The organism is Nibribacter koreensis (assembly GCF_039541795.1).
In the GTDB taxonomy this organism is placed as follows: Bacteria; Bacteroidota; Bacteroidia; order Cytophagales; family Hymenobacteraceae; genus Nibribacter; species Nibribacter koreensis.
In genome coordinates this window covers 988,256-1,004,461 of sequence record NZ_BAABGX010000002.1, presented here as the reverse complement: position 1 = coordinate 1,004,461, position 16,206 = coordinate 988,256, and the positions used below count along the sequence as shown (strand labels likewise).

13 protein-coding genes are annotated in these 16,206 nt (G+C 53.5%); 2 read left to right on the top strand and 11 right to left on the bottom strand.

Features of this window, described 5'->3' with window-relative positions:
* Positions 1–189: 189 nt before the first annotated feature.
* Positions 190–696 (bottom strand): methylated-DNA--[protein]-cysteine S-methyltransferase, encoded by a 507-nt coding sequence (locus ABD880_RS11525; RefSeq protein ID WP_345166088.1) that lies wholly within the window; start codon positions 694–696, stop codon positions 190–192.
* Between the two features lie 100 nt (positions 697–796).
* On the opposite strand from ABD880_RS11525, the gene ABD880_RS11520 reads away from it, so the two are divergent.
* Positions 797–2,146: an FAD-dependent oxidoreductase gene (locus tag ABD880_RS11520; protein WP_345166086.1), complete on the top strand. Its 1,350-nt coding sequence runs from the start codon at positions 797–799 to the stop codon at positions 2,144–2,146.
* Between the two features lie 108 nt (positions 2,147–2,254).
* The gene (locus tag ABD880_RS11515; RefSeq protein ID WP_345166083.1) at positions 2,255–5,128 is read left to right on the top strand and encodes a CHASE domain-containing protein; all 2,874 of its coding nucleotides are present in this window, start codon (positions 2,255–2,257) and stop codon (positions 5,126–5,128) included.
* Between the two features lie 614 nt (positions 5,129–5,742).
* On the opposite strand, the gene ABD880_RS11510 is transcribed toward ABD880_RS11515, so the two are convergent.
* The 10 genes from ABD880_RS11510 to asnS form a co-directional block, all read right to left on the bottom strand.
* Positions 5,743–6,306, bottom strand: a complete 564-nt coding sequence (locus ABD880_RS11510) for a DUF4252 domain-containing protein (RefSeq protein ID WP_345166081.1) — start codon at positions 6,304–6,306, stop codon at positions 5,743–5,745.
* Positions 6,307–6,363: 57 nt separating this feature from the next.
* Positions 6,364–6,828 (bottom strand): GNAT family N-acetyltransferase, encoded by a 465-nt coding sequence (locus ABD880_RS11505; RefSeq protein WP_345166078.1) that lies wholly within the window; start codon positions 6,826–6,828, stop codon positions 6,364–6,366.
* Positions 6,829–6,862: 34 nt separating this feature from the next.
* Positions 6,863–7,804: a YeiH family protein gene (locus tag ABD880_RS11500; RefSeq protein WP_345166076.1), complete on the bottom strand. Its 942-nt coding sequence runs from the start codon at positions 7,802–7,804 to the stop codon at positions 6,863–6,865.
* Between the two features lie 71 nt (positions 7,805–7,875).
* Complete coding sequence (locus ABD880_RS11495; RefSeq protein WP_345166073.1) at positions 7,876–8,775, bottom strand: LysR family transcriptional regulator; 900 nt, start codon at positions 8,773–8,775, stop codon at positions 7,876–7,878.
* A 174-nt stretch (positions 8,776–8,949) separates the two neighbouring features.
* Entirely contained in the window at positions 8,950–9,741 is a 792-nt protein-coding gene (locus tag ABD880_RS11490; RefSeq protein ID WP_345166071.1) for a LytR/AlgR family response regulator transcription factor, read from the bottom strand.
* A gap of 75 nt (positions 9,742–9,816) precedes the next feature.
* Complete coding sequence (locus ABD880_RS11485) at positions 9,817–10,860, bottom strand: sensor histidine kinase (protein WP_345166069.1); 1,044 nt, start codon at positions 10,858–10,860, stop codon at positions 9,817–9,819.
* Between the two features lie 66 nt (positions 10,861–10,926).
* Complete coding sequence (locus ABD880_RS11480) at positions 10,927–11,559, bottom strand: hypothetical protein (protein ID WP_345166067.1); 633 nt, start codon at positions 11,557–11,559, stop codon at positions 10,927–10,929.
* A gap of 175 nt (positions 11,560–11,734) precedes the next feature.
* Positions 11,735–13,894, bottom strand: coding sequence for a TonB-dependent receptor (locus tag ABD880_RS11475; RefSeq protein ID WP_345166065.1), 2,160 nt, complete (start codon positions 13,892–13,894; stop codon positions 11,735–11,737).
* Positions 13,895–14,121: 227 nt separating this feature from the next.
* The gene (locus tag ABD880_RS11470; protein WP_345166063.1) at positions 14,122–14,565 is read right to left on the bottom strand and encodes a hypothetical protein; all 444 of its coding nucleotides are present in this window, start codon (positions 14,563–14,565) and stop codon (positions 14,122–14,124) included.
* A 216-nt stretch (positions 14,566–14,781) separates the two neighbouring features.
* On the bottom strand, positions 14,782–16,170 hold the full coding sequence (gene asnS, locus ABD880_RS11465; protein WP_345166062.1) for an asparagine--tRNA ligase: 1,389 nt from the start codon (positions 16,168–16,170) through the stop codon (positions 14,782–14,784).
* Between the last annotated feature and the right edge of the window lie 36 nt (positions 16,171–16,206).

Genomic DNA, 16,206 nt, shown 5'->3' with positions numbered 1-16,206 from the left:
AAGTACTTTCCAGAAAAGCAAAGTCAGTGCTATAAACGCGCAGTAACTCCGTTGGATTTTAGGTTATTTTCTTGAAAACAAGTCAAAAACAGAACTATGTGTATAGGGTAACCATTAAGGCCCATCTTCACATCTCCAAATTTTCACATCTTCAATTCAATCCATTCTCTCACTCATTCAATCCCTCACTCAAAATTCTAAAAAAGTCTGGTACACGCCGCTCATCTTGGCTTCATGCTCCAGTAGCCACTTCTTCCGCCAGAGATCGCCGGCGTAGCCTACCAGTTCACCTTTTGCACCAATTACGCGGTGGCAGGGCACTAGCACCAGCCAGGGGTTGGCGCCGTTGGCCACGCCCACCGCCCGTACCGCGCCGGGGTTGTCAAAGCGTTTGGCCAAGCCTAGATACGTCTCTGTTTTGCCCGGTGCAATCTCTTGCAAGGCCTGCCAGACCTGCTGCTGAAAAGCGGTTCCCTGGGGTTGTAAGGGCAGGTCAAACGATTGACGTTCGCCGGCAAAGTAGGCGGTTAGTTGGGCTTCGGCTTCTCTTAAAATGGGAGGAATGATAGCAGAATCCGTTTTTGGCTCATTTTCTGGAAAAGAGGCAGAAAATAGATGGGTGTCATTGGCAGTCAGGCGCAGGGTGCCCAAGGGGCTGGACAGGTGCAGAACATATGGGGCAGAAGCACTGGGCATGATGAATATTTCACAAAATTTAACCAAGTTTAACCTTTCTAGCCGTAGAGCCCTAGTATTTGGCGCTTCGCGCTTAAAAAATTCACCCATACCCAAGTTTATGGAGAAAGATCCTCAGTTAAGTGTCATGGGCGGCGGCCTGGTTGGCTGTCTGCTGTCTTTGTACCTGGCCAAGCAAGGCTACAAGGTAGAGGTGTATGAGCGCCGTCCAGACCTGCGCAGCGCTGAACTGGCAGGTGGCCGCTCCATCAACCTGGCCCTGAGCGACCGGGGCTGGCGCGCGCTGGAAACCATTGGCATTGCTGAGGACATCAAGAAAGTGGCCATACCCATGTACCGCCGCGTGATGCATGACGTGCAGGGCAACCTTTCGTTTCAGGCGTACGGGCAGGCGGGGCAGGCCATCTACTCCGTAAGCCGGGGAGGGTTGAACAAGGCCTTGCTGGACCTAGCCGAGGCCCAGCCCAACGTGACCTTGCATTTTCAGGAACAGGTGCTGGAGGTAGAGCTGAGCACCAATGAGGTCACGCTCTTGAATACCGCCAGTGGCCAGGAACATACCATCCAACCAGATGTGCTCTTTGCCGCAGACGGTGCCTTCTCCATGGTGCGGCTGTCCATGCAAAAGACAGAGCGGTTCAACTATGAGCAGAGCTATCTGGACTACGGCTACAAAGAACTCACCATTCCGCCCGCGGCTGATGGAGGCTGGCAACTAGAGAAAAACGCCCTGCACATCTGGCCGCGCGGGCAGTACATGATGATTGCCCTGCCCAACATGGACGGTTCTTTTACCTGCACCATGTTCTTTCCTTATGACGGCGAGGTGTCCTTTAAAAACCTACAGACAGAGGAGCAGGTGCAGAGCTTTTTCCAGAAGGTGTTCCCAGACGCCGCGGCGCTCATGCCCGAGTTAACGCAGGAATTCTTTGAGAACCCGGTGGGCTCTCTGGTGACGGTCAAGTGCTTCCCGTGGAGCCACGCCGGCAAAGTGGTGCTCTTGGGTGATGCCGCGCACGCCATCGTACCGTTCTACGGCCAGGGCATGAACGCCGGCTTTGAGGACTGCACCATTCTGCGCGGTCTCTTAGAAGAACACGGCACCGACTGGGAGACCATCTTCAAGACCTTTCAAGAGGTGCGCAAGCCCAACACAGATGCCATTGCAGACCTGGCCGTGTATAACTTCATTGAGATGCGCGACAAGGTGGCCGACCCCCGGTTCCTGTTGCAGAAAAAGATTGAGTCCAAAATTACGGCGCAATACCCAGACGCCTGGCTGCCTTTGTACTCAATGGTCACCTTTTCTCCAGATTTACCGTACGCAGAGGCTCTGGCCAACGGGCGGCGGCAGGAGGAGATCATGCGCCACCTCATGACGCACATTGGTTCAGAGGCAGATTATGACAAACCAGAAGTGCAAGCCTATTTGCAGGAACAGTTGGCGTAACCAGCAATGGCCGTTTTTAGGCTAATTTCTGGAAATAAGGCTAAAAACGTTTAGGTGCACCTGCTTTGTGTACCTTTGCCGGTACGCCCCAAGAACACAACCCCTTACATGCTCATATCTCGGTTAAAAGACTATTACCTGGCCATTGGCTCCTTCGCGTTGGTGCTGGGAATTACGCTGTACGCGTACTATGTCTCTAAAACCAGTGACCAGGAGCGGGACGCTAAGCTCTTTGAACTGCGCACTGCCCAGATAAAAACCTCTTTGGAGCGCCGCATGGGCCATTACGTCCAGATTCTGAAAGGAGCCAAGGGCCTGTTTCTCTCCTCAGACACCGTAACGCGCCAGGACTTTAGAAGATACCAACAGTCCCTGGAGGTAGAGGCAAATTACCCGGGCATGCAGGGCATTGGCTATGCCACCATGCTTACCCCAGAACAAGTACCGGGCCTGGAGCAACGGGTTAGGGCAGAAGGATTTCCTAATTTCAAGGTACTGCCCACAGACCCCCGCATAGAATATTCCACCATCTTGTACATAGAGCCCATGAATGTGCGCAACCTGCGCGCTTTTGGGTATGACATGTTCCATGACCCCACCCGGCGCGAGGCCATGGAAGCCGCCCGTGACTTCGGGAAGCCTGCCATGACGGGCAAGGTGAAACTGGTGCAGGAGTTTACCAAGGGCGTTCAGGCCGGCTTTCTGGTGTACCTGCCCATCTATGACAACGGGAGCAACCCCACCGTTCTGGAAGACCGCCGCGCCCGCCTGCATGGGTTTGTTTATGCGCCGTTCAGGGCCATGGACTTGATTGAAGGCACCCTGCGCACTGATTTTACTGACGTAAGCCTTAAGATTTATGACGGCAAGCACATACAAGAAGAGAACCTACTTTACAGCAATGACACCGCCAACGTTAAACTAGACGCCAGCGGCAGGCAGTTGCACCGCGTAGAGCAGGTAAGGCTGGCCGGCCGCACCTGGACGCTTGCCTTCAGGCCGGCGCGCTCTTTCTCCAATGACCCTGGCATAGATGAGCACAACCTTATTCTCTTGGCGGGCAGCATCATCAGTCTCTTGATTTTCTTTGTGACCTGGTCGTTGCTGAGGTACCTGCAGTCCAATCAATTGACAGAACTCATCACCAAAAACACCACCGCGGGACTTTTCCTGCTGGACAACAACGGCTACTGCACGTTTCAGAACCCGGCGGCTGAGCGGCTGTTGGGACTGGGCATGGAAGACCTGCGTAAACAGCCTTTCCAAGAAGTGGTGCACTCCAAGGTAGATCAATCAATGGGTAGCTCGCCGTACACCTCGCTCACGCCGGTCACCTTTGAAGATACTTACCTGTGTCAGGACGGCAAGACCATTCCTGTTTCCTGCTCCATCCGGTCTGTGAAGCAACGCGGCGAAGTAGTGGGCCATATTCTGGAGGTGCGCAACATAGCCGAAGAGCGTAAAGCCAAGCAGGCTCTGGTAGAAAGTGAGGCCCGCTTTAGAAACATGGCCGACAACACCCCGGTCATGGTCTGGATCACAGACGCCAACAAGCAGTGCACGTACGTAAACCGCCAGTGGCTGGAGTTCACGGGTTCTACTCTGGCAGAAAACCTAGGCCGCGGCTGGGAACAGTTCCTGCACCCCGGAGATACAGAGGGCGCCTTCAAGATATATGCAGAAGCCATTGACAGCCACCAGGAGTTTAGGAGCGAGTACCGCCTGCGCCGCCATGATGGCGAGTACCGCTGGGTCATTAATACGGGCAGTCCGCGTTTTGAGGAGGAGGGAGAGTTTTTAGGCTACATTGGCTCCGTGTCAGACATCACAGAACGCATTGAGATGGAGAACCGCCTCAAGAGCAACGCCGAAATGCTCCAGCGCATCTTCATGCAGGTACCGGCCATTGTGGGCTTGGTTCGGTTAAAGGACATGACCTACACCTTAGTCAACTCCTATCTGAGCGAGCTATACAACGGCAAGGCCAAAGTGGGCGAAAACGCGTTTGCCGCCCTGCCGCCCTCCCAAAGAGAGCCGTTCCGGAAGATCCTGTACATTGTGAGCCAGTCTGGCGAAGCCTACATTGCCCAGGAGGTACCGGTAAAATTTGACGCCCAAACCCCGGAAGAAGTAGATGTGGTGCGCTTCTTTAACATTGTCTATGAACCCATCAAAGATGACCAGGACCAGGTAGAGTCTGTGCTCACCTTTGCCGTAGAAGTAACCGAGCAGGTGAAAAGCCGCGAGCAACTGGCCTTGATCAATGACCAACTGGTCAAGAAGAACGACGAGCTCCTGCGCATCAACAATGACCTGGACAACTTTGTGTACACGGCCTCGCATGATTTGCGCTCACCGCTCTCTAACCTGGAGGCCCTCACCACCGCCCTCATTGACAACGCCGCCACCAAAGACGAGCATGAAGATGACCAGGTGCTGTTAAAAATGGTGGCCGCCTCCATTGGCAAACTCAAAGGCACCATCATGGACCTTACAGAGATTACCAAGGTGCAGAAGAACTCAGAACAGCAGCCGGTAGAAGAACTACTGTTTGCTGAGGTACTGGCCGGGGTAGAAGAAGACATTGCCCCCTTGATCCATGAGGCCAAAGCCAGAATCAACGCGTCTTTTGAGGTCCAGTCCCTTAGGTATGCCCGCAAGAACCTGCGCAGTATCCTGTACAACCTGGTGAGCAACGCCGTCAAGTACCGAGACCCGCAGCACCCCGCCGTCATCAACCTAAAAACCCACCGCGAAGACGGCTACATTATACTCACCGTGCAGGACAACGGCCTAGGCATCAGAAAAGACCAGCAGGGCAAACTATTCAGTATGTTCCGACGGTTGCACTCCCACGTAGAAGGCACGGGCATTGGCCTTTATATTGTCAAACGCATCATTGAGAACCATGAAGGCCGTATTGAAGTAGACAGCGAAGAAGGCCAAGGCACTACGTTCACGGTCTACTTCAAGGAGTCCTGAGTCGCGAGTCCTGAGTCTGAAAGAGCTCCTTTCATCCCCCTACCCTCTTCAAAGGAGGGCGTAACACATGATTGAAGCCTGCGCTCCAGGGCAGTTGAAAACTGCCAGCATCATGGGTCCAAGTCGCAGACTTGAACCATGGCCCCGTGCAAGCAGATAGTTACAGCCGTGCGCCAGCACGAATGACTCTGCAGCGACAGAGACAGAAATTGCCTGCAACCACCAGAATCAACCAACAAGCCCTCACAGGATTGGGACCAGAACCAGTCTTGGTCCTGAGCGCCTCTGTTGTTTCGTCGCCTGAAAGGCGGGGCCAAAGGCCCAGAGTACAACAGCAGTGCGAAGGGCCAGGACGAGGCCCCGCGGCCGTGAGCGCTTACCGGAGACTATGGAACAAAGCTGTGAGTTCGCACCGGAGCAAACGGCATTGCCAAGGGAACAGCCAAATGCGTGCACCAAAGCCTTATTTCAGTGAAAGATGGAACTTGCAACAACGGCAGCGCAGGCGCAGATTGCTGGGAACGTTCCAGACCTGAGGTGGCAGTAACCGGTAATCAACCATCAAAACCGTTTTCCGTCTAATTTCCAGAAAACAAGGCAAAAACGGCGGGTCCTTACAAATCCTTGGCCACCAGGTCTGGGTCAATCTTCTTTAGTACTTTCTGAATCATGCGCTGGTCCATGTTGCCCTCCACTAGCAGGAGCACAAACCCGTTGCGCCGCTGGCCAAACACGGCCAGTTCCTTTACCTTTTGCTGGTCTTCCTTTACCTTGAGTTCTAAACCAGCCGGTCCGCTCAAGGGCAGAGAGCTGTAAGACGGCGTCTTGAACACATCTTGGATTTCGGGGAGCAGACGGTTGGTCAAAAAGCGCTGGCCTTTGTTGTTTTCTGGGGCGTAGCTGAGCAGCCGTATGCTCTTAATACCTTGCAGCATGGTGATGGTGGAGTCGTCTAACTGGCTGCCTATTATTCTGGTAACCAGGCCCACGGGAATGCTACTCGCTTTAAAACCGGCTTGGTTGCGGTACTTGTCATAGAACTCCAGGCTGGTTTGAGCCGGAGGTAATTTGCTGGTACTGCTACAGGCCTGCGCGCCCAATAACGCCACTGTAAACAGGAATAGAATATAGTTCTTGAAGGGAGGAGTTGCCGTGAAAACCGAAGGGGTCTTTGCCATAAGAATGTCGTTTTTAGCCTGTTTTACGGGAAACAGCCCAAAAACGGTCAGCAGGTTCTACTTCTGGTCCAGGAAAGCGGCGGTCTGGTAGGCATTGGGCGTGTGTAATTGCATGAACGGCTCGGGAGAAGGCAAAGGCGTAAACCCAAACTGGGCATACAGGCCATGCGCGTCTCTGGTGGCCAGTAACCAGCGTCTAAGGTTCTGCAATTGTGGGTGCGCTTGTAAGGCTTCCATCATCCATTTAGACAATCCCTGCCCGCGGGCACGCTCCAGCACAAACACATCGCAGAGGTAGGCAAAGGTGGCATAGTCCGTAATAAGGCGGGCAAAGGCTACTTGCTTTTCTTGGTGGTACACGCCCACGCACAGGGAGTTTTCCACGGCGCGCTCCACCACTTCCCTGGGAATGCCCGCAGACCAGTAACTCTGCGTCAGGTAGCCATGAATCACGTCCAGTTGCAGACGCCTCTTGTCAAAACTCAGGAGATAATCATTGGGGCGGTATTGGTTCAAGTCCATAGAACAAGATAAGAGGCCAGCAGCTTTTGCGCAACTACAAGCTCTGAATGACCAGCAAACTGGAAACACCTAAGCCCAGCCACAGCATCACGCCCAGCAACAAGGGCCGAATACCCACCTGTCGCAAGGTCTCCTTGGCCAGGCCGGCGCCCACCAGAAACAAGGTCAAGGTAAGGCCACGCTTAGCGGCAAAAGTGATGCCGGCATACAGCGGTTCTAACTTGCTGGGGCCGTAGCTCCCAATGAGCATGGTGAGCACAAAGCCGCCAATGAAGTAGGGAATGGACACCTTGGCGCCCGACTGTTTAAACGCGAAGGCCGTGAACAGCGCCAGCGGAATAATCCAGAGCGCCCGGGCCAGCTTGACCGTGGTGGCAATGCGCAAGGCCTCTTCGCCGAAGGTCTGCGCCGCGCCCACCACCGAACTGGTGTCATGAATGGCCAGCGCCGCCCATAAGCCAAAGTCTGCCTGCGTCATCCGCAACAGGTTGCCAATCCACGGGAACACTAATAAAGCCACTGAGTTGAGTACAAACACCGTTCCCAGCGCCATGGTCATCTGTTTTTCCTCGGCGTGAATGAGCGGTGAAACCGCGGCAATGGCACTGCCCCCGCATATAGCCGTCCCTGCACTCACCAGGTACGCCGTCTTGTAATCCACACCCAGCCACTTGCCCAACAAGTAACCCGCCGTCAAGGTGAGCACAATGGAGGCCACCGTTAATAGTAGTCCCTCCTGGCTCGCCTGCAAGGCCTGGTGCGCATTGATGCCAAAGCCTAAGCCAATGATGGAGTACTGCAATAGTTTCTTGGTGAGCTTGGAGGTAAGCGGCCTGAACGGATTGCCCACGGTATTGGCCAAAATGGCACCCGCGGCCAAGGCCACCGGCGGCGAAACCCAAGGCGTAAGACACGCCGCCCCCACTACAATGAAAATGGTTCTGGAAATAGTAGGGGAAGACAGCGCGAGGGACATGGGTACTTTAGAAAAGATACCACAAAAGTACCTTCCTTGTATGCTCTGCGCAAATGACAAATCCTGATGTGCTATTCCGGTAGGTTATACTGGCGCAAGCAGAACTGCTGGAACAATGCTGAGAGTCCCTCGGGCTGGCCCACCGGTTGCACAAACCAGAATGACCGCTTCAGACTAAAACCATCAGGGAGAAGCGTCACCAGTTTGCCCGAGGCTAATTCTTGTTGGATAGAGTACCCAGAAAGCAAGGCCACGCAGTCTGAGTGCTGAAGAAAGGACTTGATGGTCTCTGAGCTTCCCAAATCCAGGACCACGTTCAAATCTGGCAGGCGTAGCTGGTGCGCGCGCAAGGCTTCTTCAATGACTTCTAACGTACCCGAGCCGCGCTCCCGCAAGACCAATGGTTGCAAAGCTAGTTCTGGAAGGGTGATACTCCCGGTCTGGGTGAGGGCGTGTCCGGCGCGGACCACGGGCACCAGTTCATCGGGCAAAAAAGGTGTGTACTGGAGTTCTCTTCTGTGGCTGAGGCCCTCTACAATGCCCAGGTCAATGTCCTGATGGATGAGTGCCTGCTCCATGGCCTCGGTGTTGCCGTTGAGCAAGGAAAGTTTCACGTGCGGGTACCGCTGATGAAACGCCGACAGCACCGGTGCCATCACGTACTGGGCAATGGTGGTGCTGGCGCCCAAGCGTAGATGCCCACTTACCTGGTCTTTAAGTTTACCCATGGCAAAAGCCACTTCTTCTTGCAGGGCATGCGCGCGCTCGGCAAAGGCCAGCATGGTCTCCCCGGCGGGCGTGAGCTGGATGCGGTTGCCCTTGCGCAGGAACAGACGCAAGCCTACTTCGGCTTCCAGTTCCTGCACGCGCTTGGTAGCGGCGGGTTGCGTGATGAACAACTCACCCGCCGCCTTGGTAAAGCTCAGGTGCTTGGCCACGCTTCTAAAAACCTTCCACCGGAAATCTAGCATGCTTCTTTATTGAGAGATTGAATGGTTGAATGATTGAGAGAATGGGATGGAATGTGCTAATTTTTTAATGTGCTGATGTGCTATGGATTCTCTATGTGAACGAGCAATCAGCAATTGACAATCAACAATCAATCGTTTTTACCCTGTTTTCCGGAAAACAGCCCAAAAACGGATTTACTGGTCCAGCCAGGCTCTAAAGGTAGAAACCCGCTCGCGGCTCACCAAGACTTCTTCCTGAGGGTGTTGGCGTAGCACCAGTTTCAGGCGGCTGTTGGTGTAATGGATGATGTCTTTGATGGCCGGCAACTGCACCAGGTAACCGCGGTTCACCCTGAAGAACTGCTGAGGGTTGACCAGTTGCTCCAGTTGGTCCATGGTGTAGTCTAGGGCAAAGCGGCGGTTGTCTGTGGTCTGCAGAAAGGTAGCCTTCTCAAAGCTGTAAAAGAAGTCAATCTCCTCTACCGGAATGGCCCGCAGATGCTCGCCCACTTTCAAGACGAACCGGTTTTTATACGCCGGTGCCGATGGACTTTGCAATTGTTGCAGGGCCTGCTGAAGCAGTTGCAGAGAACCGTCTGGCGCGGGAGTAGCTGGTGCCGAGGAAGCGGTAAGCCGTTGCAGTTTCTGAAGGGCTTTGGTCAGGTCTTCCTCGTCAATAGGTTTTAAGAGGTAGTCAATGCTGTTGGCTTTGAAGGCGCGCAGGGCGTAGGCGTCATACGCCGTTGTGAAGATGATGGGGCAGTGCACCTCTACCTGTTCCAGAATCTCAAAGCTCAAACCGTCGCCTAACTGGATGTCAAAAAAGGCCACGTCTGGCAACCGCTGTTCCTTGAAATACTGCACCGCCTCCTGCACTGATGCCAAGGTAGCCACTACGTTAAGCGGCACCTCTGTTTGGGCTTGCAGAAGTTGCGCCAGTCGGTTGGCGGCTAAGGGTTCGTCTTCTAGGATTAAGGCGCGGAGCATGACAATTCGTTACTGGTTATTCGTTTTTGGGTTGTTCGTTTTTGGGGTGTTTTCTGGAAAAGAGGCAAAAAACGATTATTGGAACGTGAGCAAGGGCAAGCGCACGGCATACGAAGATTCTGTGGTTGTTACTTCCATTTCGCGGTTAGTGAGCATCTGGTAGCGGGCTTTGATGTTGGGAAGTCCCAAGCCGCTGGGCGGTTCATGCTGGGTCTTGGGCTGCAGGTTGTTTTCTACCCGCAGGATATTCCCTTCAATGCTGACCTGAATGCGCAAAGGCTCTTTGGCCAGTATCTTGTTGTGTTTGATGGCATTCTCCAGGAGCATCTGCAAGGCCAGGGGCGGCAGGTAAAAACCGGCTGGTACCGCTTCGGGGAGGGAGACTTGCAACCCTTCGGCGTGCCGAATCTGCTGTAAAAACACGTAGCGCTGGGTAAAGGCCAGTTCTTCTTCCAGTTCCACCACCTCTTTGTGCTGGGAGTCCAGGACGTAGCGGTAGACTTCAGAGAGTTGCTTGATGAACTTGACGGCCAGGTCTGGTGACGGATGCACCAGGCTGGTGAGGGCGTTGAGGCTGTTGAACAAGAAATGCGGGTTCACTTGGTTCTTGAGGGCCTCATACTGCGAGATGGCCTGTTCTTTCCTGAGGCGCTCTGCGTTGATGGCACTCTGCCGCCATTCTCTCAAGAAGGAGACCGCATACACAGACAAGGTGATGAAGAACGTGACCAGTAGCTGTGTGACCATGGTCCACCTAAACCTGGTAGAGAGAAAAACTTCTGTAGAGAGGCCGTTTAAGAAAATTACATACACCCAGTTGATCAGCAGAATGGCTACCGCCGAAAAGAGGGTGGTGGTGACAATGGTAATCAAGAACCGCTTTCCTGGATTTTCAACCCAGGAGACTACCCGGTTGAGAAGGTGTCCTAAGAAGCCGTTGCCCAGCCAAAGGGAGGCGAACAGCAGAAAACTGTAGGTGAAGTTTATTAAGATCCAGCCGCTTTTAGAAAAACAGGAAGCGCAGTTCAACGCCATGTTGAGCAGGGCCAGCCCAGAGAAAATGGCCACCCACTTCAAGACAGATTTTACGCGCAGGTCTGGGATAGCAAAGTTGGCCATGGCAGAAAGTTAAAGATTTTTAGGGATTCCTGCGCCTTGGCACGTGCCAGGGCGCAGGAATCTGGGTTATTCGCATTTGGCCAGCAGGCTCTTGGCACCGTTCATGCCCCAACTGGGCGACAGGCTGTTGGCAGGTGGGGCAACCGCGTATTTCTCAACGGCGGTGGTCAATAGAGGCTTGGCTACGTCTTTGCCGCCTCCTACCATTTTGGGCATGTTAAAGTAGTGCTGGCCTAGTAAGAAGTAAGTTCTGGGATTCTCGGGGTTCAGGGCTTTGGCTTTCTCTAAAGACGCCACCGTAAGGCCAGAGTACTTCATGCCCCGGCTCATAGGCGAGACAGCCAGTCTGGCCTGGTGCAAGTAGCCTTGTAGCACGTGTAGTTCAGACTCCTTCGGCTCCAGAGTCAAGGCTTTGTCCAGGGAGGATTGGGCTTTGTCCAGGACGGCATCGCGTTGGGCGTCTTCTTTCAATTGAAAGCTCAACGCAATGTGCGCATAAGTGGCGTAGTAGGCCGGTAGCCAAGCCTTTGGTTCGGCGGCCGAGATGCGGCTGATCTTGTTGGCGGCGTCCTGGGTTTCTTCTGGAGTTTTGGCCGCTTTCAACTCAGTGAGCGCCTCACCTAATGCGGCCTGGTAGTTTCCCTGAGCCTGTACTAAGAAGGTGATGAAGAATACCGGAAGTAAGAGTAGTTTTTTCATGGCAGTAATTTTTAAGTTGTTGGTTTTTTAATTGTTGATTGTCAATTGCTGCTGGTTGGTCAATTATATGAGGTCGTTTTTTGCCTGATTTCTGGGAAACAGCCCAAAAACAGGTTAATTGTTGATTGTTAATGTGCTGATCGTTAGCACATCAGCACATTGAAAAATTAGCACATTACTTGGCGTCATTAATAGAAATGAGCAGGGCTATTACCGCGAAGCGCTTGGCGCCAGGCTCAATGGCTTGGGCGGCAAACTGACCATCCTGGCCGGGAGTAGTCGCGTAGCGGTAGCCAAATACATTGTTGAAGCCCAAAATATTGTTGCAGGCGCCGTGTAGCACTACATTATGTCCCTTGAAGGTGGTGAGGTAGCTGGCACTCAGGCTCAGGTCAAGGTAGTTTCTGGTGCGTCCCTGCATAAAGCCTTCCTGGTTGGGATTATGGAACGGCCGGCCGCTGGTGTAGCTGAACGTGGTGCTCACGTAGGTTTTGATGGGGTCTATCATCTGCTTGTACACTAGGTTCACATTGTGGGTAGAAGCAAAGGACGGACGGGCCAAGGTTGGATACCCTTTGTACAGGCGCTTGCTGTCCAGGAACGAATAAGAAATCCAGTAGTCGCCTTTCTTGATGGTTTCCTGGTCCCGGAAGAAGAATTCTACGCCTCTTGCATAGCCGTGTCCGCTGTTATTGATTTGGGTGGCATTCAGCAACTCTGGAGCATCGTACCGGATGAGGTGCTGGTATTGCTTGTGGTAGCCTTCTACTCTAAGCGTGCGCTTGCCAAAGGTGCGCTGGTAGTTTAAGATGTAATGCACGGCCTTCTCAAAGGTGAGCGGCTGTTGGTACTTGAGGTAATCCTGCTCTGGCGTCTGGTAAAAGTGACCATAGGCGAAGGAAACCTGCCCGTCCTTGCCAGCCTGATAAGCCAGCGCCATTCTAGGTGACAAAGCGTTTTGGCCCAAGAACTGAGAACACTCCCAGCGTAAGCCCGGTCTGGCCACCAGTTTGCTCCCTAGGTACACGTCTGCCTCAGCGAAGCCCGCTAGGTTTTGTTCATTCACCAAACCATGGCGTGTGTCTGCTTTCGGGTTCTGCTGGAAGGTCTGGTCATAGTGGCTCAGCTGGGTCTCCAGGCCGGTGCGCAAGGTCACGGCGTGCCCCAAGTCTCGTATCATGACCGCTTTTCCGTTCCAGGTATGCGTACCGGTGTTCACGTCTGTGGTGCCCGCTGTTATGTCTTGGGTGGTGTAGGTATAGGTAGTGCCGGTTTGCAAGGTCCACTTCTCCTGAAACACTTCTTCATAGGTACTGTTCAGGAACAGATTTTGGTTATACAGGTTGACCTGGGTAGGCGATTCTGGTTGATTGATATTCTCCTGATAAAGGCCCAACTCACTGCTGGCGTAGGTGCCGTACAGCTTGAACATGCCCGTGGCGGACGTTTTCTGCCGGAAGACCACGCTTCCGGCTTTGGTCTCAGGCATCTTGATCCAGTCTTGGCGCTGGGGCACCAGGCTCATGTACGGTTGCAGATTGGTGTATTCTCCAGACACGGCCAAAGACGTATTTTCCCAGCGCTTGGTGCGGGAGAGGCTGGCCCCCACGCTCATCAAAGAGATACCGGTCTGGGATTCATCTGGAAGGTCCTGGCTTTGCAAGAGCAGGGCAGAAGAAAGCGCCTGTCCGTACTCAGCAGAGTAGCCGCCAGAACTGAAGGCCATGCCACTGAACAAGAACGGGGAGAAGCGGCCGCGGGCAGGCACGTCTGGCACGCTGGCGCTATACGGGTTGGCCACCACCATGCCGTCAATAAACGTCTTGGTTTCATAGCTGTCGCCGCCGCGTACGAAGAGCTTTCCTTCTTCGCCCACTTTCTGGGTGCCGGGCAAGGCGTTGATGGCGCCCATGATGTCGGCAGCGGCGCCGGCGGTGGTGACAATGTCTCTAGAGGTAAGCAAGGCCGCGCGCTTCTCATCACTGGCCTCAAACGCCCCCGCCGAAATCTGCACCGCCTGCAACTGGCGGTAATCTGGCTTTAAAATTATGTGCAAGGGTGCCAGCGGCTGGTCCAGGTTAATAGACTTCTCCAAAGTGCCAAAGCCCAGGTAACTCACAACCAGTACCTGCGCCCCGGTGCTTTTGGTCTTAAAGGAGAAAGAACCAGCCGCGTCTGTAGAAGCTCCGTCATACGCGCCCTTCAGCATGACATTGGCGCCAATGATGGGCTGACCGTCGGTGTCTTTTACCTGGCCTTTCACCAGGCTCTGGGCAAATAACTGGTGGCCGGTTAGGAGCAGGAAGAAGGAGAGAAGGAGCGTAGCGGTTTTCATAGCGGTTGCGGTTAGGTTCTGAGCAAAGGTGCACCGCCCGCCAAGGCTATGAAATTAAAAGGGGATGAACTGTAGAGAGAGGTAGATGAACTGTCAAGAGGCCATGATGAACGTTTCATGGGATTGAACAGATTCTCCGTTTTTGGCCTCTTTCCGGTAAAACAGCCCAAAAACGAAAGAGCCCGCTTACCGGCGGGCTCTTCATGGTTATAGTAAGTGGAATGCGGTTACGCTTTCTTCTTTTCTCTGGCGGCGGCTTTTTTAGCGGCTTCCTTTTCTTTGGCAGCGGCGGCTTTCTCCTTGGCGGCTAATTTTTTGGCAGCAGCCTTTTGCTTGGCTTCAGCGGCTTTGGCTTTTTCCTTTTCTTTGGCGGCTAACGCTTTTTGCTTAGCGGCTTCTTTCTTCTGTTGCTCTTTGGCTTTAGCCGCAGCGGCTTTCTCTTTGTCAGCGGCCTTCTTAGCGGCCTCCTTTTCTTTAATAGCGGCGGCCTTGGCTTTCTCTTTTTCCTTGGCGGCCTGGGCCTTGGCTAGGCCTTCGGCTTTCTTCTCAGCGGCCTTTTGCTTGGCCAGCTCTTTCTTTTCTTTCTCCTTGTCTTGTGAAGACTGAGCCTGCGCACTGCCCACAAAAAGGGCCAACACCAACAGCAGAGAGGTTGCGTACTTCTTCAACATAGTAATAATGGGTTTTGTGTTATTTTGCTAAAAGTAGAAAGGAATCAAGAAAGTTTCACCAAGGTGCGGCTTTAATAAATTTGTTATGCTTCTAAGCCTCAAGTATAAATCCGTTTTTGGCCTATTTTCTAGGAAAGAGGCCTAAAACAGGAAGTCCCTACTCTTATGATTGAGAGTAGGGACTTCCTTTATACTTCATTGGTGTGGCTGAACCAATTAAAACTCGGCGCTCTTAGGGAAGCGTGGGAAAGGAATCACGTCTCTGATGTTGCCCATACCGGTTACAAACAGCAATAGACGCTCAAAGCCCAGGCCAAATCCGCTGTGCGGCACAGAGCCAAAACGGCGGGTATCTAAGTACCACCACATTTCTTTCTCCGGGATGTTGAGCTCCTGCATGCGGGCCACCAGCTTGTCATAGTTCTCCTCGCGCTGAGAACCGCCAATGATTTCGCCAATGCCCGGGAACAACACGTCCATGGCGCGCACGGTCTTGTTGTCATCGTTGAGCTTCATGTAGAAGGACTTCACCTCTTTAGGGTAGTTGGTCAGGATAACCGGCTTCTTAAAGTGCTTCTCTACCAGATAGCGCTCATGCTCGCTCTGCAGGTCGGTGCCCCATTCTACTTTGTACTCAAACTTCTGCTTGGCATCACGCAAAATAGCCACGGCCTCAGAGTAGGTCAGGCGTTGGAAGTCATGCTCCACCACAAAGTTGAGGCGGCTCAGGAGTTCCTTGTCATATAGGTCGTTCAGGAACTGCAAGTCATCCAGGCAATGGTCCAGGGCGTAGCGTACCAGGTAACGCAAGAAGTCCTCGGCCAGGTCCATGTTGTCTTCTAGTTCATAGAAGGCCATCTCTGGCTCCACCATCCAGAACTCGGCTAGGTGACGGCTGGTGTTGGAGTTTTCGGCTCTAAACGTAGGCCCGAAGGTGTAAATCTCAGAAAGCGCCATGGCACAAACTTCGCCCTCCAGCTGGCCCGATACAGTCAGGTTGGTAGACTTACCGAAGAAGTCCTGCGAGAAATCTACCTGGCCGTCCTCGGTACGAGGCGGGTTGATAGGGTCCAGGGTGGTGACCCGGAACATCTCACCGGCACCCTCGGCGTCTGAGGCCGTGATGACCGGGGTATGAATATAAAAGAACCCGTTGTGGTTAAAGTAGCGGTGAATGGCAAAGGCCATGGCGTGCCGTATGCGCAAGACCGCGCCAAACGTGTTGGTGCGGGGGCGCAGGTGGGCAATCTCCCGAAGAAACTCCAGAGAGTGGCCTTTCTTCTGCAAAGGATAGGTTTCTGGGTCTGCCAGGCCAATCACCTCAATGGTGCGGGCTTGTATCTCTACGGTCTGGCCTTTGCCCTGGCTTTCTACCAAGGTTCCTACTACAGACACGCTGGCGCCGGTGGTCACGTCGCGCAGAGACTCATCTGTGAACAGATTCATGTCTGCCACCACCTGTATATTATGAATGGTAGAACCGTCATTGACGGCAATAAACGTCACGTACTTGTTACCGCGCTTGGTGCGCACCCAGCCTTTGAGTAAAACGTCGTGGCCTCTCTCCGCAGATTGGAGCAATGCTTTTACTTTTGTTCTTTTCATAATAGTATCACGTAGCGCCAAATAGGTAGCGCGTAT

Bases quoted from the DNA above. Each gene is read 5' to 3' on its own strand.
- ABD880_RS11525 (WP_345166088.1), bottom strand. From the start codon at position 696: ATGCCCAGTGCTTCTGCCCCATATGTTCTGCACCTGTCCAGCCCCTTG.
- ABD880_RS11520 (WP_345166086.1), top strand. From the start codon at position 797: ATGGAGAAAGATCCTCAGTTAAGTGTCATGGGCGGCGGCCTGGTTGGC.
- ABD880_RS11515 (WP_345166083.1), top strand. From the start codon at position 2,255: ATGCTCATATCTCGGTTAAAAGACTATTACCTGGCCATTGGCTCCTTC.
- ABD880_RS11510 (WP_345166081.1), bottom strand. From the start codon at position 6,306: ATGGCAAAGACCCCTTCGGTTTTCACGGCAACTCCTCCCTTCAAGAAC.
- ABD880_RS11505 (WP_345166078.1), bottom strand. From the start codon at position 6,828: ATGGACTTGAACCAATACCGCCCCAATGATTATCTCCTGAGTTTTGAC.
- ABD880_RS11500 (WP_345166076.1), bottom strand. From the start codon at position 7,804: ATGTCCCTCGCGCTGTCTTCCCCTACTATTTCCAGAACCATTTTCATT.
- ABD880_RS11495 (WP_345166073.1), bottom strand. From the start codon at position 8,775: ATGCTAGATTTCCGGTGGAAGGTTTTTAGAAGCGTGGCCAAGCACCTG.
- ABD880_RS11490 (WP_345166071.1), bottom strand. From the start codon at position 9,741: ATGCTCCGCGCCTTAATCCTAGAAGACGAACCCTTAGCCGCCAACCGA.
- ABD880_RS11485 (WP_345166069.1), bottom strand. From the start codon at position 10,860: ATGGCCAACTTTGCTATCCCAGACCTGCGCGTAAAATCTGTCTTGAAG.
- ABD880_RS11480 (WP_345166067.1), bottom strand. From the start codon at position 11,559: ATGAAAAAACTACTCTTACTTCCGGTATTCTTCATCACCTTCTTAGTA.
- ABD880_RS11475 (WP_345166065.1), bottom strand. From the start codon at position 13,894: ATGAAAACCGCTACGCTCCTTCTCTCCTTCTTCCTGCTCCTAACCGGC.
- ABD880_RS11470 (WP_345166063.1), bottom strand. From the start codon at position 14,565: ATGTTGAAGAAGTACGCAACCTCTCTGCTGTTGGTGTTGGCCCTTTTT.
- asnS (WP_345166062.1), bottom strand. From the start codon at position 16,170: ATGAAAAGAACAAAAGTAAAAGCATTGCTCCAATCTGCGGAGAGAGGC.